Here is a 17,736-nt window from a genome sequence, read left to right as displayed (position 1 = left end):
CACAATGACTTTCACTGATGACTCTCGACGCGACGCTATTAGCCACGTTGGCATCACTATCGCCATCGATGGTCCCGCAGGGTCTGGTAAATCAACGATCTCCAAAGCTCTTGCCTCACGTCTGGGCATTGGCTATCTCGATACTGGCGCGATGTACCGCGCACTCACGTGGTATGCGCTTGATCGTGAGATCGATCTTGATGATCAGGAGAGAGTCCGCGCTCTGGCTGACGAAATGCCACTGATCATGGACTCTGATCCGGTCAGCCCAGTTTTCCATATCGGCGCCACGGACGTGACAGCGGCGATCCGTGAACCTCGTATTGCGTTGGCCATTCCGAAGGTGTCGACGAACCTGCCGGTTCGAAAGTGGATGGCGAGCGAACAGCGCCGACGCATGATGGAGGCCCGCGCTAACGGTTCCGGCATGATTGCTGAAGGGCGAGATATTACGACCGTTGTCTGCCCCGATGCTGACGTGCGAGTTCTTCTTCTTGCTGACGAGGAAGAACGCCTCCGTCGACGCACATTGGAACTTCACGGGAAGGTCACTGACGAACTTTTGGAGTCTGTCCGCGACCAAGTGGGCAAACGAGACGCTGCCGATTCCAAGGTTTCTGAGTTCATGACACCGGCCGAAGGCGTAGATGTCGTCGACTCTACTGCTCTGGGAATTGATGGTGTCGTGGAGGAAATCCTCAAGCTGATCGACGCTGATCTTGTGTCGAGGATGTGACAAAAGCCGTTTTATTGTCGTGGGACTGCTCCCAAGTGGAATTTAATTCCACAAGTGGGCTATGATCGTCAGGTCGATAAAATGACAGTAAAACCGAATACGGGCTATGGCGCAGTTTGGTAGCGCACTTGACTGGGGGTCAAGGGGTCGTGGGTTCAAATCCCGCTAGCCCGACAAAAAGCCCGGAATCTCAACGATTGAGGTTCCGGGCTTCGTCGTTTCCTCCCCGATCTCATGTTGAATCTCATGGTGAGATTCCGCCCGGAATTGTTTAATAGCAATTCCGGGCTTTTTCTTCTCGCTTGATCTCAGCCATCGCGGTCGGCCTCGTTGCTTACGTTCACGAAGCCGAGCACATGACTGTGACGTTCTTTCTGATCTCGTTCGATTTCAAAGCACACAGATGTGGCCGGCTCGGCGGCCTCGTGCCACCCAACCGGCCACATCACGTGTAAGCCGAAACGTCAGCTGACGTACCCAACTTCCGCGGGAGTCTTACCGATACGCTGGGCGATCAGTTCTTTGTCCTCATCGGTTGCAAGATCACGTACCCATTCGACGTAGGTCGGAGTATCGGAGTAAATCTCCTGCTTGAACGGGTTACGACGCAGTTTCACGATGCGATAGGCATGGCGACCGAACACAATGATGTTCGCAACCAATGCAGCAAACGAGATGATGAACATCGCGTATGGATTGTGCGCACTGCGGTGAGCGAACATCGAATCCTGCATGAAGTGCGGGAACGTCAACACCACCGCAGACCAGAACGTCAGCGTGTACGCACGATACTGGATCCACGCGCCCTTACCGAACTTCATAAACGCGGGAATCGTACACGAGGCAAGCAACGCGATTGCCGAGTACCACGCTCGGTCTGCAAGACAGTTGTACACGTAGGCAACATTCCAAATGTCGTACGCAATAATCCAACCGATCGTCAGATCGCCCCAGATTAGCCCCCGTTCCTTGCCTTTCGACACGAAGATACCGATCCAACCGGAAATCGCGAGAAGGTTCAAGATGCCAGCGATGCCATTCATGATGTTCCACGGACCACCCCAGGTCACCATTCCCTGAGAGGGATCAATGCCGTGAATGAAGTAGCACTGGAAATCGCGAACAACAGCCTCGGCAATGTTGACGCTAAGCAACAGTGGGGGGATCAGTAGATACCACTTGTTGTGTCGTAGCTTCGGGAAAACCTGCAATGCAACCAAGCAGAGGCTACCAAGCAGAGCCGAATACTGCTTCACAATCGGGAACCAGCCTGCGGAGTTCGTCCCAGCGGTCGAATGAGGCCACCAGAAGATACTCAGCGATACTGGCACCACGATGAACAGAGCAAGAACGACCCACATGTTCCGCTGGGCAAGCCAGGCGGCGAATGCGAGGGCAGCGATGACGATCAACAACATCACATAGTCCCACCATTCTCCCTTCTCAAAGAAGAAGAGGGTCGCATAGTCGGGAGGCGTGATGTTACCCATCACTTGGCCTCCTTACCCCAGTTGGGCAAGTAGGTCTTTTCCATCTTCTGACGGATCTGCTCGTTCCAATCGAATGCGGGTTCGCTCCATCCATCGAAGTATTCGGCATCAACCTCGTGCTCCCATGGGGTTCCCGGTCCTACTGGTGGCCAGCTGGGATCTTCGGTAACGGGCATACGAATCTCAGCAACTGCAGGCGACTTACGGCCGTATCGGAACCACTGTGTGTACGTTTCGTCGAACAGGGGAGTCCCGTCGTAGCGACCAGCTGGAGTACCGGACTTGAAGAACTGGCCGCCAAGCACTCCACGCATGAACTTGCCGGTGTGATGCTGCTTCTTACGGAACTCCAAAACGCGCTTCACGTAGATGTTCTGCATGTGGGTCATGCATCCGCCAATAAACTCGATATTGACCCAGTTCAAGGCCTTCATGGCAACTGAGTCAGGTTCGTATCCGATACGCCAGTGATTGATCAGACGCGTGCGACCGCCCTCAAGCGGAACGACGTAGAAGCACCATGCTGCTGCGAAGTGGGTCATTCCAGGGAAACGGAATGCGTAGGAGCCAGGTGCCTTTGGCGGATTCTTGGTGTCGACCCACTGGACCATGTATTTGCCGGGGACAATATCGGCCCATTCCATTGACATTCCGTGGTAATCGAAGGCGGCGATATCGCCGGGCATCATGGAATCTGGCTGTTGGAATTCTTCTTGAATTTCGTAGGAATTAAAGAAGGGGAGTCGAGCAAATGTTCTTTCTAAGAATTCTGAAGAAAATGAACCACTCTTTTCCGCGCCGATTTGTTTGAATAATCTCCATACTGCGTAAGCGGGGGCTTCAATTGTAATAGCGTAGGTTGAAGAATAACCATTATCGTAATTTGCGTCGATTAAATCGTCGCCCGGATAACGCCATGCTTGTTCTTCCGGAGTTGCTTTGCCGCTGAGCTGGCTGAAGCCATACATCCCGCTCAGGACCCCTAAAGCCCCCAGACCGATAGCGGTGCGAAGGCCACGTTTCGACGAATTCTTTGACATTTTTCTTCCTCTCGTCAAGGCCCAGTTGTGGGCAAGTGGAGGAGATAAATAAAACCCCGGCCAAAAGTCCTAAGCGTCTTTGCTAAAAAGAACTTTCTGCGGAATTATAAATCCCTCTTTGGGGCAATCTCGCTCCGTGTTTTTTCTTGTTCACTAGACTAGCTGAATAACTACTATCCCGTCTGTGTTTCAAGGAGGAAACTGATGGAGTCACTTTGGCTGTGGGAAATTGGCTCCCCGAAGGTCTATGCACTTTGGCTAGCGGTATTCGTCGCTCAGATGCTTGTTGCTGAGATCAACCGGCGGTGGAACTGGACCATCTTCGTTATCTGGACGATCGGTGGCATTGCACTTATGCCCTATGCTTGGATTCACGGCACACCAATGGTCGGTTGGTTCCCATTCGGCAAATACGCCATCATGATCCTTACTGCAACAATGACCGGAACCGTCCTTGTCTATGCGAAGAAAAATCCGCAAAAGGCGCACAAATACGCTATTTGGCTGGGTGTTGCACTCTGGATCGGTCTCGCAGTCAACATCATGGAAGCCAATATCCGTGACCTCACCATCTATTTCAACGCGGACACCTACTATGCGTGCGGAGCAGATTGGCAGTGCCTGAAACATGTCAATGACACTCACACTCTCGATATGATCGCGGGCCTTCCGGAAGCCAGGGGCGTGACCGCCGAACTCCATTCACAAGCATGGTACGAAGCAGTCGCGTCGAATCTTTCCGCTCGCCATATCGGTATTGATCCAGAAACCGGTTTTAGAACTATTGGTGGCTACTGGAACCTGATCAGCGCGGCAGCTGGCTTGCTCAACATCATCACAATTACCGGTCTAGGCAAGATCATCGCCACATCGCCAGGCAAGCAGAAGGTTCGTGGCCTGATCTGGGTTGACATGGTGTGGCCGTGGGTTATTGCCTACGACCTGTGGAACCATGCTTTCCTCTACAACTCGCTCGCTGACTACACCTGGTACTGCACAGCAGCCCTTCTTCTGGCATGTACCATTCCCGCCTTCACATGGGCAAAGGGCCAGTGGATTTGGTTCAGGTGCTTCACGTTAGTGTTCTGGATTTCTATGAACACATTGCTACCGGAAATCCTCGTTCCACCAAACTCCACCTTTAACTTCTCCACGATGGATCCGAACGCGAACATCATCTGTGCAGTCCTTGCATTGATCGCGAACGTTGCCCTGTTCGTCTACTGGCTCTACAAGATCGTTCGCTACCGCCGCAATCCGATCACCGGTGTTTTGTACCCCGAGCTCAGTGAATTCAAGACGATCGTTCGCACCCACTGCGATGACAGGGACAAGTACTTCCTTGTTGATCGCATTCCTGAAACCCCAGCAGAACTCGGCTTCGAACCCGATTCTCCAAACCCTCCAGCTGACGGTTATGTGTCATACATGCCGTGGTGGGGAAATAAGGACCATCGCTACCCGAAGGCTCGAACCGAGCGCTGACTATCATCAGCGTTCGTGTGCTACAGCAGAGTTTGGGGGTGTTATCGTCATTGATGACACCCCCAAACGAATTTCATGGTGGTGTATTTAGTCTGACGCTGGAGCAGGAATCCCGACATAGCGAGGCCTGAGTACGGGCTGGGGGACATAGGTTTTTGCGTCAATTTCTTTCTCAAACGTCAGAAGGTACTCTTTGGCTTCGCGCCCGCCAGCGTAGTCACCATATGATCCGTCTTTTCGCGTGATCCGATGGCATGGAGCAAGGATAGGCAACGGGTTATGGGAACAGGCTGACGCAGCCGCGCGATGAGCTTTCTTATTACCTGCAAGCAGTGCCAGGCCTGAATACGGCAATGTCGTACCGAAGGGAACCATCGTCAATTGTTGGGTAGCGCGCGCATAGAATCCCGAGATCAGGGACCAGTCCAGTGCAAGATCGAAAGTCTTACGCTGGCCAGCGAAATACTCTTCAATCTGATCGATGGCCTCAAACAGTTCTTTACTGTCTTCGACCATCTCATCATTCAACGAGTGTGCGACATTACGTCGTACTGTGGCGAAGTCTTCGCATTCGAAGGCAACTCTGACGATGCCTTTGCCAGACTTGATGAGCATCAGGTCGCCAATGGGGGAAGAAAGTGTTGTCCAGTGAAGCATCATTACTCCTTGGGTGAGCTCAACAGCGAATGGTACGAAACAGACTTTATGCACAAAGTCAACCCCGTGGTAGTTATCCACAGGGTTGACGTGTAAAACGAGTTGGTTCAGTGCCCGTTACTTGCGGCGGCGTTCGCGAACGCGCATACCGATCTGAATCGGAGTTCCTTCAAAGCCGAATTCCTCACGCAAACGGCGTTCAATGAAACGGCGATATTGCGGGTCAAGGAAACCCGTTGTAAACAGGACAAAACGCGGGGGACGTGATGATACCTGCGTGCCAAAAAGAATACGAGGTTGCTTACCGCCACGTAGCGGGTGCGGGTGGGCGGCAACGAGTTGGCCGAGGAACGCGTTCAGCTGACCTGTGGGGATACGCGTTTCCCAACCGGCAAGAGCCGTGTCGAGTGCACGCGTAATTCGGTTCGTATGCCACGCGGTCAGAGCGGACACGTTGATTCGCGGAGCCCACTGGACCTGGACAAGTTCGCGTTCGATTTCGTTCTTCAGTTCGTTCTGGCGGTCTTCGTCAACGAGATCCCACTTGTTCGTGACAATCACCAGTGCACGACCAGCATCAACGACCTGCTGAACGACGCGAATATCCTGTTCTGTCAGTGGCTGGGAGCCATCGAAGAGGACAAGAGCAACTTCCGCCTTCTCAATTGCTGCCTGGGTGCGAATCGACGCGTAGTAATCAGCACCGGTCGTACGGTGCATCTTGCGACGAATACCAGCGGTGTCAACAAACCACCAGAGGCGCCCATCAAGCTCAATGAGTTCGTCGACAGGATCGCGGGTCGTGCCAGCAAGTTCGTTGACGACAACACGTTCGGCTTGCGCGAGCGCGTTGAGCAGAGAAGATTTGCCGACATTCGGGCGTCCAACAAGTGCGATGCGACGAGGCCCCCCCTGAGGCAGTGCGCTTGCCACGGCGGATTCATCGGGCAGAACATCCATGATGGTGTCCAGCAAGTCGCCGATACCGCGGCCGTGGAGTGCAGAAATCGGGTGGGGCTCACCCATTCCGAGGCTCCACAGGTAAGCGGCGTCGGCTTCTTGTTGAGGAGAATCAACCTTATTTGCTGCCAGAATCACCGGCTTGCCTTTTGATCGAAGCATCGTAACGATGCGTTCGTCTGAAGCGGTGACGCCAACGGTTGCGTCAAGAACCAGAACGACGGCGTCGGCAAGGCCAACGGCAATTTCTGCCTGCTCAGCAACCGAACGGTCTAGACCTTTAACGTCGATTTCCCAACCACCGGTGTCGACGACTGTGAAGTCGCGACCTGCCCATTCGGCGGGGTAGGAGACCCTGTCGCGAGTAACACCGGGAGTGTCCTGAACGACAGCTTCGCGACGACCAATAATGCGGTTGACCAGCGTTGATTTGCCGACGTTCGGGCGTCCAACGACGGCGAGAACCGGTAGACCGGCGAGTTCTTCTTTACGCTCATCGAAAGAAGCTTCACCGTCGATCAGTGCAAGATCGTCCTCGTCAAGCTCGAATTGAGCAAGAGAAGCTCGCATGTGCTGAGCGCGTAGCTCAGATTCTTCTTCGGCGGCTAGGTCCTGATTCAGGTTCTCGTCATTCACCCGTTCATCTTACGTGGCATCACACCCATAAGCGGTGTCAGCCTTGCGCTCACGCGCAATCTCACACGTTCTTAGATGTGCGAACGAACGTCGTAGTAGAGCACTTCGCGCGATACGGGAACATCGTTGTACTCGTGTTTAATGCCTTCGAAATCTTGATACCACTCCGAGCCTTTGCCGGTGATAATCACCGTGTCACCTGGCTGGGCTGCCAAGATTGCTTTGCGCACTGCATCGCGACGGCACGTCTTAATTTCTGTTACATCGTGCATGTCCGGACGTACCGAAGTAATACCGCGCAACAGATAGTCGCGAATAGACTGCGGGTCTTCAGTACGTGGATTTTCGTCGGTCACCCACAAGACGTCAGCTTCTCGTGCCGCGATTTCGGCAAGGTATTCACGCTTTGATGCGTCACGGTCTCCATCGGTACCGAATACGATATGAAGCTTTCCATTCGTCAGCTCAGCTGTCGAGCGCAGAGTCCACTCAAGAGCCTCGGGAGTATGGGCGTAGTCGACGATGACGAGTGGTTGATTATGAGGCTTGGGATTAATCATTTCCATGCGCCCTGGAACCTGCTCCGCCTTTTCAATGGCGGCGATGACTGCATCCACGTCATAGCCAAGCTGAACGGCAGCAACAATGGCGACGGCAGTGTTCTGAACGTTCACTTCACCAAGAATCGGCATTGCAACATCATGCCCTGCGCCATTCGGATCCACCAACGTAAAGACCGTGCGACCGATCGAACGGTCGGGGTGAGTATTTTCAACGTGCCACTCGGCTTCGTTCGAGCTCAGCGCGGCAACGGTTGTCACCGGTACTTCAGCTTCGCGGGCAAGACGCTGGCCCCACTCGTCATCGACGCATACAACACCGCGTCGTGAGTGTTCTTGAGTAAACAGCGACTTCTTCGCGACGAAGTAGTTCTCCATGTCGCCGTAGTAGTCGAGGTGATCGTGTTGCAAATTCGTGAAGCCGACAACGTCAAACACAATGTCGTCAACGCGCTCGAAGCTCAGAGCGTGAGAGCTTGTTTCAATAACCGCTGCGCCAAGTCCTTCTTCCAGTGTTTGGGCAAGGAAGCGCTGGATGACAGGGGATTCAGCCGTAGTCTGATCGGAACGGAAACGTAGGTTACCGATGCGTGTTTCGACGGTTCCGCAGATGGAGGGATTCGGAAACTCAACGCCCAGAGCTGCACGCATGAGGAACGACGTAGTGGTCTTCCCGTTTGTGCCGGTCACGGCCATCGTCTTCAACTTTGTCGCAGGCTGGCCGTAGAGAGTTGCGGCTATAGTCGCTGCGCATCGACGAGGATCCTTAAGAATAACGATCGGCAGTCCGACTTTCTGATCGATTGCTCGCTTCGCTCCCTCGCTATCCGTGACAAGGAGGGTTGCACCAGCCTCGGCTGCCGCGTGGGCAAAACGAACTCCGTGCTGGGTGAGCCCAGGAATAGCGACGAACGCCCAGCCTTCTTCGCAGTCGTTCGAGGAAACGGTAATGCCCGTGATGGTAAGCCCGTTTGGATCCCTGAGAGGATTTCCCAAGGCGTCGCACACTGAATAGGAACCAACGTTGGCCAGCGCAATCGGAACACTAAGTGGCACAACTGAGGGGCGAATATCTACGACTGAGCTCATGCCTCATACTGTAGCGCCGGATAGCGAAACGCTTACAATCGCTTCTCGAAGTGTTTAAGAACGCGCCGTAAACTACGGTTATGCACGTCCTATCCCGCGATGAAGCCCGTCAACGTTCACACGCAATCGACCTTTCGACGATGAAGGTCAATCTTGATGTGCGCGGTGGGGATAGCCAAGACAATACCGAGTTTGTGGTTACGTCCACCTTCACCCTGACTTCCCACGCGGATTCCACCTTCGTCGACATCGCAGGCCAGGTTACCCGGCTCAGTGTGAATGGCGAGGCGCGAGAGATCACGCAAAATGACGAGTGTCTGGCCCTCAGTGGCCTGCCCGTCGATACTGAGTGCACGGTTGAGGTTCAGGCGCGGTGCCCGTATTCACACTCCGGTGAAGGTCTGCATCGATACATTGATCCAGAAGATGGACGCGTTTACCTGTACACGCAGTTTGAACCCCAAGACGCTCACCGCGCATGGCCATGCTTCGACCAACCAGATTTGAAAGCCGAGTGGTCATTCATCGTCGATGCACCGGAACACTGGGTTGTTGCCTCCAACGGAGCAGAGCTACATACCGAACCCATTGAAAACGGCACACGACATGTCTTTGCTCGAACGCGCCTGTTGTCCAGCTACATCACCGCCGTCGTTGCCGGTGACTGGGCTGTCATTGACGGAGGTACGTGGAGTGGGGGAGCAAACGACGGTCAGAAGATTGACGTCCCACTGCGCTTGATGTGCCGTTCAAGCTTGGCTCAAGCGATTGATTCCAACGACATTCTTTCCGTTACGCGCGCTGGCTTGGACTTCTACCACCAGCACTATGGCATCACATACCCTTGGGGCAAGTACGATCAGATCTTCGTTCCCGAATACAACTTGGGAGCCATGGAGAATCCGGGATGCGTGACCTTTAACGACTCATACCTCTCACGTGACACCCCGACCTTCGCCCAGCGTCAGCGTCGAGCAAACACGATTCTTCACGAAATGTGCCACATGTGGTTTGGGGATCTTGTGACACCTCGATGGTGGGACGACCTCTGGTTGAAGGAGTCATTCGCCGAGAATCAGGGTGCCCTGGCAGCAAGCCGAGCAACCGTGTACACGGGGGAGAGGGCCACATTTGCTGCAGGTCGCAAAATCTGGGCCTACGAGCAAGACCTCATGCCTACAACTCACCCGATCATTGCTGACATTCCCGACGTTGGCGCAGCCAAGACCAACTTTGACGGCATCACCTATGCCAAGGGCGCTTCGGTACTCAACCAGTTGGTAGCAACCGTCGGCGAAGAAGCCTTCTTTGAAGCCACGCGAATTTACTTCCAACGCCATGCTTTCGGATCGACCTCATTCCAGGACCTCGTCGACTGTTTGCAGGAAGCAACGGGCAAAGACTTATCCCACTGGGTGTCCACGTGGCTTACTACCTCCGGTCCTTCGAAACTCGTTCCTCACTTTGATATCTCCCGTATTGGTAGCGTCACCAATTTCCAGATCACGGATGAGTCTGAGTCAGATACGACTCGCCCGCATCGTTTCGATGTCACAACGTGGGCGATGAAACGCGATCAGCTTCAGATGACGCATCGTTTTGAGCTGACAATGGAAGGTCGATCCCAAGAGGTTGATCCCGCGGGGCTTCTTAGCCAACCAGCCGGTATTACGGATATGGATCTACTCGTCGTCAATGACGGCGATCTGACGTATGCGGTCACCTACCTCGACGATCGCTCAGCATCCAATGCGCTTGCCTTCATTTCGGCATGTCCCGACCTGATGACGCGATGCGTCGTGTGGGGTGCCCTGTTCAACGGTGTCCGTGACTGCCGCTTGAACCCCAGTGACTTCGCTCTTGCAGCATTCCGTCATGCAGAAAACGAAGTCGACGAGACACTTGCGGATCGCTTGTTGGAGCTCGGTCGCATTACCCTGGGCACCTACGTGCCAAAGGAACAGCGTGCCGCGATTGCGACAACGGTAGGAAGGCTTGCGCTACGTCTGTCGCGTGAGCACGCCACGGATCGTGGTCGCGCATGGTTAAAGACCCTGTTCTTTACCTATCCGATGACCGATGATCCCGCGATTAGTCAGACCGTGGAATCGTATGCGAATACTTTGACCAGCGAGATCGTTTGGACAGCTCGTACTGTCATTGCTGCTTCTGGTTCGATCGGACGCGATCGTATTGAAGCATGGCTCGCCACTTCCCCAACAGGCGAAGCAAAGACCGCATCAGAACGCGCAATTGCAGCTCTGCCGTACGAAGAAGAACGTGAGGCCTCGTGGTCGAAACTCTTCGTTGACGGGATCGCAAACGACACACTGAGCGCAATCCTCGACGGATTTGCTGCATCCTCGTGGCAAGGCTCAAGCTTCATTGACCGCGGTCTTGGCTCACTTGAATACTTCTGGAATACGCACTCGATTGCCCTGTCGATTCGCTACATCAAGGGCCTTCTTTCGCTCCCGGTTTATGCCGACAGCCCCGAAAGCGTCGAGGACCATATTGATCGGGTGAATCGTTGGCTCGGCGAACACGAGAATGCAGCATGGCCGTTAAGACGTCTTCTCATTGAGCATGTTGATTACGCATCTCGTGCAATTAACGTACAACGCACCTGGATGTAGGCGTGCAAGAATACAACACGCACACAACGTCTTCTTCGCCGGCGCAAGGCAATGATCCTGCTACGTCGATGTCGTTGCTGACCTCGTTGCTGAATAATCCGCTCGATGTTGGGTACGAAAGCTATGACGATACTCAGCATCCCAAACATTGGTGGCATCGCCCGATCGCTTTTGTTTTCACGCTGGCGCTCGGCTTCACGCTCACAATCGCAGTGATGTCATTGCGTACCGCTCAGGACGCTGACATTACTCAAAGCCTTCGCGATCAGGCACAATCTAGTCAAAGCGTCGTGGCTTCACTTCAGGACAACGTTCAATCGTTGTCCACCCGCGTCAACCAAGCTGCGTCGTCGACAGCTCCTCAGGTCCTCGTTGATCCTTCGGTTGCACTGACGAATGCAATGGAACCCGTGGTTGGTCCGGGAATTACGGTCACGGTCAAGGACTCGTCATCAGCAAAAACGCTGACACAAGGGTCCCGAGGTCAGGTCCGCGACATTGACTTGAATGTGATCGTGAATGCCCTCTGGGCTGGGGGAGCCGAGGCAATTTCAATCAATGACCTACGAATTGGCCCAGGCACGTTTATTCGTACTGCTGGTTCGGCAATTCTTGTGAACGTCACTCCCGTTGAATCTCCGTACGAGGTGAGAGCTATCGGAGATGCGAACACACTGTCCGTTGGTCTTGTGCGCGGGTCAACAGGTGATTTTCTTTCAACTGCGAAGTCAATGAACGGCATTGAAATCTCGGTTGCGGGCACCGCCGAAATTCAAATGCCAGCGCTTAATGTCCGTACTCCGCAGTATGCGGTAGCGTCGAATTCCCAAGGAGAATAGTCATGGTTGTTGTTATTGGCCTAGCGGCTGGCATTATCTTGGGACTTTTCCTTGATCCGACGATTCCGGTTTGGCTTCAGCCGTTCTTGCCGGTTGCGGTAATCGCGGGCTTGGACGCTCTCTTTGGCGCGACACGCGCTTGGCTTGAAGGGGTGTTCCATGATCGCGTGTTCATCACGTCGTTCTTCTGGAATGTCGTTGTTGCCTGTTTGCTTGTGTGGTTGGGAACTCAGCTTGGGGTGGGGTCCGCGATTACGACGGCCGTCATCGTCGTGTTGGGTATTCGTATCTTTTCGAATACAGCGTCGATTCGTCGTCTGATTTTTAAGGCGTAAAGTCCATGAGTTTAGATTCGAAGAATTCGCGTCATGGGCGACATGGAGCTTCTCGAAGGGACGAGGTTGCGTCCGCTGAAAAGGACATGAAGCCGGGTCGCGCGCAGTTTGTTCAAGCTCTTTTTGCCGTTCCGCGCACGATTCACCTTGTCCTTGTTCTGATCTGTTTCATTCTTGGTTTTGCGCTGGTGACAACCGTTCGTGCTCAACGGGAAGATCCCTTGGAAGCCTTGAGCGAACAAGACTTGGTTGCGTTGCTTTCTGAGCTGAATTCTCAGGAGAATAACCTTCGTCAGGAGCGTTCTGCTTTGCAACAGCAGGTTGCCGAGATTGAAGCCAACGAGTCGGAGCAAGAAGCGGCGGCTCAGACGGCTCGGAAGATTAATCAGCTCGCTCAGATCAATGCAGGCAGAGTTCCTGTCGAGGGACCCGGGGTGCTCATACACATCGGTGATGAAGCGAATCGTTTAACGGCTACCGAGTTCGTGATGACGCTAGGGGAGTTACGTAATGCCGGGGCTGAGGCAATCGAGTTGAACGGCGTGCGTCTTTCCACCCGGAGCGCGTTTACGTCTGACAATAATATGATTGCGGTCGATGGCGTTGTCTTGTCGCAACCGTATGATTGGCATGTGATCGGCGAGGGTCAGACGATCGCGACTGCTCTAGAGATTCAAGCTGGTTCGGCTGCCCAGATGCGCGCAAAGGACGCGAATGTGACGGTTTCAGTGGTTGGGCACATTTCGATTGATTCTGTGTCTTCTGTGCCTCAGCCTCAATACGCCGTGGTTGATACGTCAGAAGAGTCCAAATCTTCTGACGAGTAAGTACGTTTGCCCTGTACCCTTTAGACTATTGAGGGTAATGAATGCGTCTATCACAGGGGGAGATCATGGAATCCACTAACGATTTCGATCCAACCGCAACTTCCATCTTTGGACTTTCGCCGGTTGAAGAGCAAGTTGATGCTCCTCTTGTGTTGTCTGCACGCGACCAGGAAGCGGTGAATTCACTTCCCGCTGGTTCTGCTCTGCTGATCGTTCAGCGTGGCCCGAACTCGGGTGCTCGTTTCCTTCTCGACAGTGAGGTAACGAATGCTGGTCGTTCCCCGAAATCCGATATTTTCTTAGACGATGTGACCGTTTCCCGTAAGCATTGCCAGTTCAAGGCTGAAGACGGCGGTCATATTGTGCGTGATTCCGGTTCGTTGAACGGCACGTATGTGAATCGGGAGCGCGTTGACTCCATTCGTTTAAACGCTGGCGACGAGGTCCAGATTGGAAAGTATCGCCTGACATACCAGCCTTCGCCCTTGCAAGCATGAGTTCTCAGGCTGCACAGTTCAGCTCTGAGGCTGAACACACGAGTATTACGGGGCCGTGGCCACACGATGCATCCAGGGACCCGGTTCTTTCGATCGGTAGGGTCGTCGAGGAACTCAAGAAAGAGTTTCCTGCTATCTCCGTGTCGAAGGTTCGCTACCTCGATGACCAGGGGTTGGTCACTCCTGCGCGTACGAAGTCGGGCTATCGCAAGTACTCGCAGACCGATGTGGAACGTATGCGTTATGTTCTGACACAACAGCGCGACTCTTTTACTCCTCTTCGAGTAATCGGTGAGCACCTGCGCGCCCTTGATGCGGGTCATCAGGTTGAAGCAGTCAGGCGGCCTCGTATCGTTTCTTCTGAGGGCGTTAGCGTCACGCCGTCTTCTCCCTATCTGTCGGCTAGGGAACTGACCGATCTGGCCGGCGTCGATATCTCAACGCTGGAACGTTATTCTTCTGCGGGATTGATTGCCCCTGATATTGCGGGCTATTTCCCAGTGCGCTCGTTGCAGATTGTGCGACACGTTGCCACTCTTGAATCCCAAGGATTCGATATTCGTCTGTTGCGCGCAGTGAAACTCAGTGCGGATCGTTGTTCTGACGTGATTGATCAAACTGTTCAATCTACTCGTTCGCGTGGACGTTCATCTGACAATGAACGTTTGAACGCGAAGGTGACTGAATCTGCCGAAATCATTGCTGACCTGCACAGAGAGTTCTTGCGAATCTCTGTTGGTCAGATTCTCTAAGAGGGGATCTCAACCCTCAAGTTCAACTTGAACTTGAGGCTCGCCGGTCGTGTCATTGACCTTGCGTTCAATAACGCATAGCGTGGTATCACCATCAACTGATACGTCTTTCATTATTGCAGGAGTCCTAGTGAGCGCCGAACCATACGAGGCCGAATCGCGCCAAGCGATGCTCTTCGGTGATCCCCTTGAAGGCATTGACGGTGAAGGCCTCGGATACCGTGGTCCCGTCGCATGTGCAGCTGCTGGCATCACCTACCGCCAGCTCGACTACTGGGCTCGCACCGGTCTCCTTCAGCCTTCCGTTCGTGCCGCACGAGGTTCAGGTTCGCAGCGCCTGTACTCGTTCAAAGACATTCTTGTTTTGAAGATCGTCAAGAAGCTTCTGGATACCGGCGTTTCTCTTCAGCAGGTTCGTCAAGCAGTTTCGCAACTCCAGAACAGGGGAGTGGACGACCTCGCATCCATCACGTTGATGAGTGACGGCGCGTCAGTCTACGAATGCACGTCGACGGATGAGGTGATTGACCTTCTTCAGGGTGGTCAGGGCGTTTTCGGCATTGCCGTTGGTCGCGTGTGGCGCGAGGTTGAAGGCTCTCTTGCTGAGCTTCCTATTGAGCATTTGAGCGACCACGTTGATGAACTGGCAGAACTTCGCAAGCGTAAGCTCCGTTCGATTTCCTAAAGCTTTGCTTTCATAGGTCATCGCCTATGTCAGGGGGCAGTGATTATTCATCACCGCCCCTCTTTTCGTTGATCGCTTGTCGCTCAGCCCAGGTGCGCAGACCGCGTGTAACCGGTTTCAGTGTCAACAATTTCAACGTCAACGATTCCGTTCTCATCTACTCGGTAGCGTTCCTCGATAAGGTGCCCGATGTCAGTGCGCTCAACCGAAACATGTTTCAGGTCAACGTCTTCACCCTGTAGCACAGGATCAAACGGCATGATGATTTCGCCGGCTGGGCTTACCTGACCACGCGGAACGCCCTGCTCGTCCACGCTGCGATACTCAACAAAGCGGTAGTAGCCAACGTTGTGGGCAGCCATGTAACGCCGAACAACAAGGGTGTCTTCGCCCGGTGTCCATCGATCATCGGGGGTAAGTAACGGGTCGAAGGAGAGGGATGCGCCCGAATCGTATTCACGGAAGACGCCAAGCCCGCGCGCAAGACGTTCTGACACGGTGTATCCGGCCTGTTCATCGGCCGCAATGGCAAGGCCGATAGCCGTCGAGCCGGCGTTGTGAGTCGAACGATGGACGCGACGACCAAATCGACGACGGAGCACCCTCGAGACTAGTGGGAATTCAGAAGCGCCACCAACAACATAAAGACCGGCAACGTCCTCTGGAATCACGCGTTCGCCACCGTTTTCTGTGGGGGAAAGGAGTGAATTTAAGACCTCCAGTGTGTGTTCAACAAGCGGAGTTGCAGCCTCGTAGTAGTCCTTGACGGAAAACGAGATCGGAGTGTCACCAACGGTGACGACAACGTTGCGACTGTTGGGGTTCAGCGATTCTTTAACAACGCGGCATTCTTCGATCAGCGCTTGCCACTCCATATCACTCAGAGAAGCGGGCATCACGTTGGCGTTGCGAAGTGCAACCTGTGCCAGCACCATGTCGAAGTCGTCTCCGCCCAGTAGATTATCGCCGGCGGAATCGAGGACAGCGTGGTCGCGCCCGACCGCTTCGACAAGAGAAGCATCGAAGGTGCCACCGCCCAAGTCGTAAACGAGGACCCGAGTGCGTTTTGCGTTCAAGCTGGAAGCATGGCGGTGGGTGTATTCAAAACCTGCAGCTGAGGGCTCGTTCATCATTTCGATGACGTGCCAACCGGCTGCTTTAAATGCTTCAAGGGTCATGAAACGCTGAGCAGACCAGGCGTGCGCGGGGATACCGATGACCGCTTCAAGCGGTTCATCGCCTTCGATAACGGCGGATGAGTTCTCTCGCACCATACCTGCGACGTACTCCAGGAAGCGAGTAAGAACATCGATGATCAGGAAGTCGCGGTTTCCGAGGCGAAGAGTTGTCCGAGGTGTGACGTCAGGGTCGGATAGAAGGCGCTTGAAAGATCGGATGTGTTCGCTGCCTCCGAGAGCTGCTTCGTGAGCTTCAAAGCCAAAGAGCAAGCCTTTGTCATCCAGAGCAACAACCGAAGGGACGTGGTCAAAGGCGTCGCCATCGGGTGAGATGAATGAGATCAGGGGATAGTTGCCTCGATCAACGAGGGCAACGGTTGTGCGGGTGGTGCCAAAATCTACTCCGAACTTCATAGGTTCAAGAGTATCGGCTAGGCCGAATGCCCCCGCTCAGACACCTCGGGCTTCAAGTGATTGACGCTGTGATACTCGAGTAATGATGAGGTTGGCCAGAAGGAAACCAAGTAAGCAGAACACAATGCCACCCACTGCGTCCAGCACGTAGTGATTGGCGGTCGCAAGGATTACCCAGATTGTGTAGAGGGGATGCAGGGCAAGAATTGCTCGGGCTCGCCAGCTCTTAAAGACAAATGTACCTAGAACAATGGCACTCCATACAGCCCAGCCCGTGTGCATGGATGGCATCGCAGCATACGAGTTCGCCAAATAAGAAAAGGCAGTCGAGTATCCAGAGCCAAGCGTTGATTGGGTAGCTACGGCATCGACGTACCCCAGTGAGGGAAAGAATCGCGGAGGAGCCAGGGGATACACCCAATAGGTGATCATTGCGCCACCAGTCATCACGAAGAGTGAGTTGCGAACGAAATCGTAGCGGTCTGGGCGTTTCACCCACACGATGGCCAAGGCTGTGAATGTCACGGCAAAGAATGAAACGGAATAGAAAACCGCTGAAACATTGGCGAGCCACGGGTGGTGGGAGAGCCATGTGTTGAGCGCGAGTTCGACGTTGATCCCGAGATAGTTTTCGAGGCGCAGAATCTGACGTGCATGCCGAACTGCAGCAACTCGCGTAACGGGCGCAATGGCGCACATCAGCGAATAGAGCAGAGCACAGGTTCCGACAAGAGCAATTTCAGGGAGGGGTTTTCGGACATTCGCTGAAGCGCCAGAAACGGCGGTCCGCTGATCGGTTTTCAGTGCAACACTCATGTCATCCCTTCCTTTCGCATTCCATAGATGTCCTTACCTATCGTTGTCTACTTTTCTTCCGGTTGCACGGTGGATTCATCGTGGTGTTGGCAACCATTTGTGAG

At 54.0% G+C, this 17,736-nt stretch carries 16 protein-coding genes and 1 tRNA gene; 10 read left to right on the top strand and 7 right to left on the bottom strand.

All coding sequences use genetic code 11. The annotated features are described in order from the left end of the window. Positions 1–4: 4 nt before the first annotated feature. Positions 5–736: a (d)CMP kinase gene (gene cmk, locus G5S47_RS03815; RefSeq protein WP_179369641.1), complete on the top strand. Its 732-nt coding sequence runs from the start codon at positions 5–7 to the stop codon at positions 734–736. A gap of 100 nt (positions 737–836) precedes the next feature. Then, a tRNA-Pro gene (locus G5S47_RS03810) sits at positions 837–910 on the top strand. 290 nt (positions 911–1,200) lie between these two features. On the opposite strand, the gene G5S47_RS03805 is transcribed toward G5S47_RS03810, so the two are convergent. Continuing rightward, positions 1,201–2,226: a DUF5692 family protein gene (locus tag G5S47_RS03805; RefSeq protein ID WP_006681032.1), complete on the bottom strand. Its 1,026-nt coding sequence runs from the start codon at positions 2,224–2,226 to the stop codon at positions 1,201–1,203. Beyond that, positions 2,226–3,194, bottom strand: coding sequence for a hypothetical protein (locus tag G5S47_RS03800; protein ID WP_373273800.1), 969 nt, complete (start codon positions 3,192–3,194; stop codon positions 2,226–2,228). The genes G5S47_RS03805 and G5S47_RS03800 overlap by 1 nt, the downstream gene beginning before the upstream one ends. 276 nt (positions 3,195–3,470) lie before the next feature. Here G5S47_RS03800 and G5S47_RS03795 point away from each other — a divergent pair, with 276 nt between their 5' ends. Continuing rightward, positions 3,471–4,751 carry a DUF5692 family protein gene (locus G5S47_RS03795; RefSeq protein ID WP_006681030.1) on the top strand — a complete coding sequence of 427 codons (1,281 nt, stop codon included), beginning with the start codon at positions 3,471–3,473 and terminating at the stop codon, positions 4,749–4,751. Between the two features lie 87 nt (positions 4,752–4,838). Here G5S47_RS03795 and G5S47_RS03790 read toward each other — a convergent pair whose 3' ends face one another. The 3 genes from G5S47_RS03790 to G5S47_RS03780 all read right to left on the bottom strand — a co-directional run bounded on the left by G5S47_RS03790 (position 4,839) and on the right by G5S47_RS03780 (position 8,653). Beyond that, complete coding sequence (locus G5S47_RS03790) at positions 4,839–5,411, bottom strand: methylated-DNA--[protein]-cysteine S-methyltransferase (protein WP_243440773.1); 573 nt, start codon at positions 5,409–5,411, stop codon at positions 4,839–4,841. A gap of 114 nt (positions 5,412–5,525) precedes the next feature. Further along, positions 5,526–7,004 (bottom strand): ribosome biogenesis GTPase Der, encoded by a 1,479-nt coding sequence (der, locus tag G5S47_RS03785; protein WP_219585830.1) that lies wholly within the window; start codon positions 7,002–7,004, stop codon positions 5,526–5,528. A gap of 71 nt (positions 7,005–7,075) precedes the next feature. Continuing rightward, a complete protein-coding gene (locus G5S47_RS03780) occupies positions 7,076–8,653 on the bottom strand; it encodes a UDP-N-acetylmuramoyl-L-alanyl-D-glutamate--2,6-diaminopimelate ligase (RefSeq protein ID WP_006681027.1) in 1,578 nt (525 codons plus the stop codon). An 80-nt stretch (positions 8,654–8,733) separates the two neighbouring features. Between G5S47_RS03780 and pepN the strand changes: the two genes are divergently transcribed. From pepN to G5S47_RS03745, 7 genes are all read left to right on the top strand, one after another. After that, entirely contained in the window at positions 8,734–11,289 is a 2,556-nt protein-coding gene (pepN, locus tag G5S47_RS03775) for an aminopeptidase N (protein ID WP_219585829.1), read from the top strand. Positions 11,290–11,291: 2 nt separating this feature from the next. Further along, positions 11,292–12,128 carry a DUF881 domain-containing protein gene (locus G5S47_RS03770; RefSeq protein ID WP_006681025.1) on the top strand — a complete coding sequence of 279 codons (837 nt, stop codon included), beginning with the start codon at positions 11,292–11,294 and terminating at the stop codon, positions 12,126–12,128. A gap of 2 nt (positions 12,129–12,130) precedes the next feature. Then, entirely contained in the window at positions 12,131–12,463 is a 333-nt protein-coding gene (locus G5S47_RS03765) for a small basic family protein (protein ID WP_006681024.1), read from the top strand. A gap of 5 nt (positions 12,464–12,468) precedes the next feature. Next, the gene (locus G5S47_RS03760; protein WP_006681023.1) at positions 12,469–13,290 is read left to right on the top strand and encodes a DUF881 domain-containing protein; all 822 of its coding nucleotides are present in this window, start codon (positions 12,469–12,471) and stop codon (positions 13,288–13,290) included. Positions 13,291–13,355: 65 nt separating this feature from the next. Beyond that, on the top strand, positions 13,356–13,787 hold the full coding sequence (locus tag G5S47_RS03755; RefSeq protein WP_040318538.1) for an FHA domain-containing protein: 432 nt from the start codon (positions 13,356–13,358) through the stop codon (positions 13,785–13,787). Further along, entirely contained in the window at positions 13,784–14,539 is a 756-nt protein-coding gene (ftsR, locus tag G5S47_RS03750; protein ID WP_006681021.1) for a transcriptional regulator FtsR, read from the top strand. The genes G5S47_RS03755 and ftsR overlap by 4 nt, the downstream gene beginning before the upstream one ends. Before the next feature lie 130 nt (positions 14,540–14,669). Further along, the gene (locus G5S47_RS03745) at positions 14,670–15,224 is read left to right on the top strand and encodes a MerR family transcriptional regulator (protein ID WP_006681020.1); all 555 of its coding nucleotides are present in this window, start codon (positions 14,670–14,672) and stop codon (positions 15,222–15,224) included. A gap of 83 nt (positions 15,225–15,307) precedes the next feature. Here the strand turns inward: G5S47_RS03745 and G5S47_RS03740 are convergent, their stop codons facing one another. Beyond that, positions 15,308–16,816, bottom strand: coding sequence for an Hsp70 family protein (locus tag G5S47_RS03740; RefSeq protein ID WP_219585828.1), 1,509 nt, complete (start codon positions 16,814–16,816; stop codon positions 15,308–15,310). Between the two features lie 36 nt (positions 16,817–16,852). Then, a complete protein-coding gene (locus G5S47_RS03735; protein WP_006681018.1) occupies positions 16,853–17,632 on the bottom strand; it encodes a phosphatase PAP2 family protein in 780 nt (259 codons plus the stop codon). Positions 17,633–17,736: the final 104 nt, after the last annotated feature.

The organism is Schaalia turicensis (assembly GCF_019380255.1).
GTDB lineage: Bacteria > Actinomycetota > Actinomycetes > Actinomycetales > Actinomycetaceae > Pauljensenia > Pauljensenia turicensis_A.
This window is presented reverse-complemented; position numbering and strand designations above follow the sequence as displayed.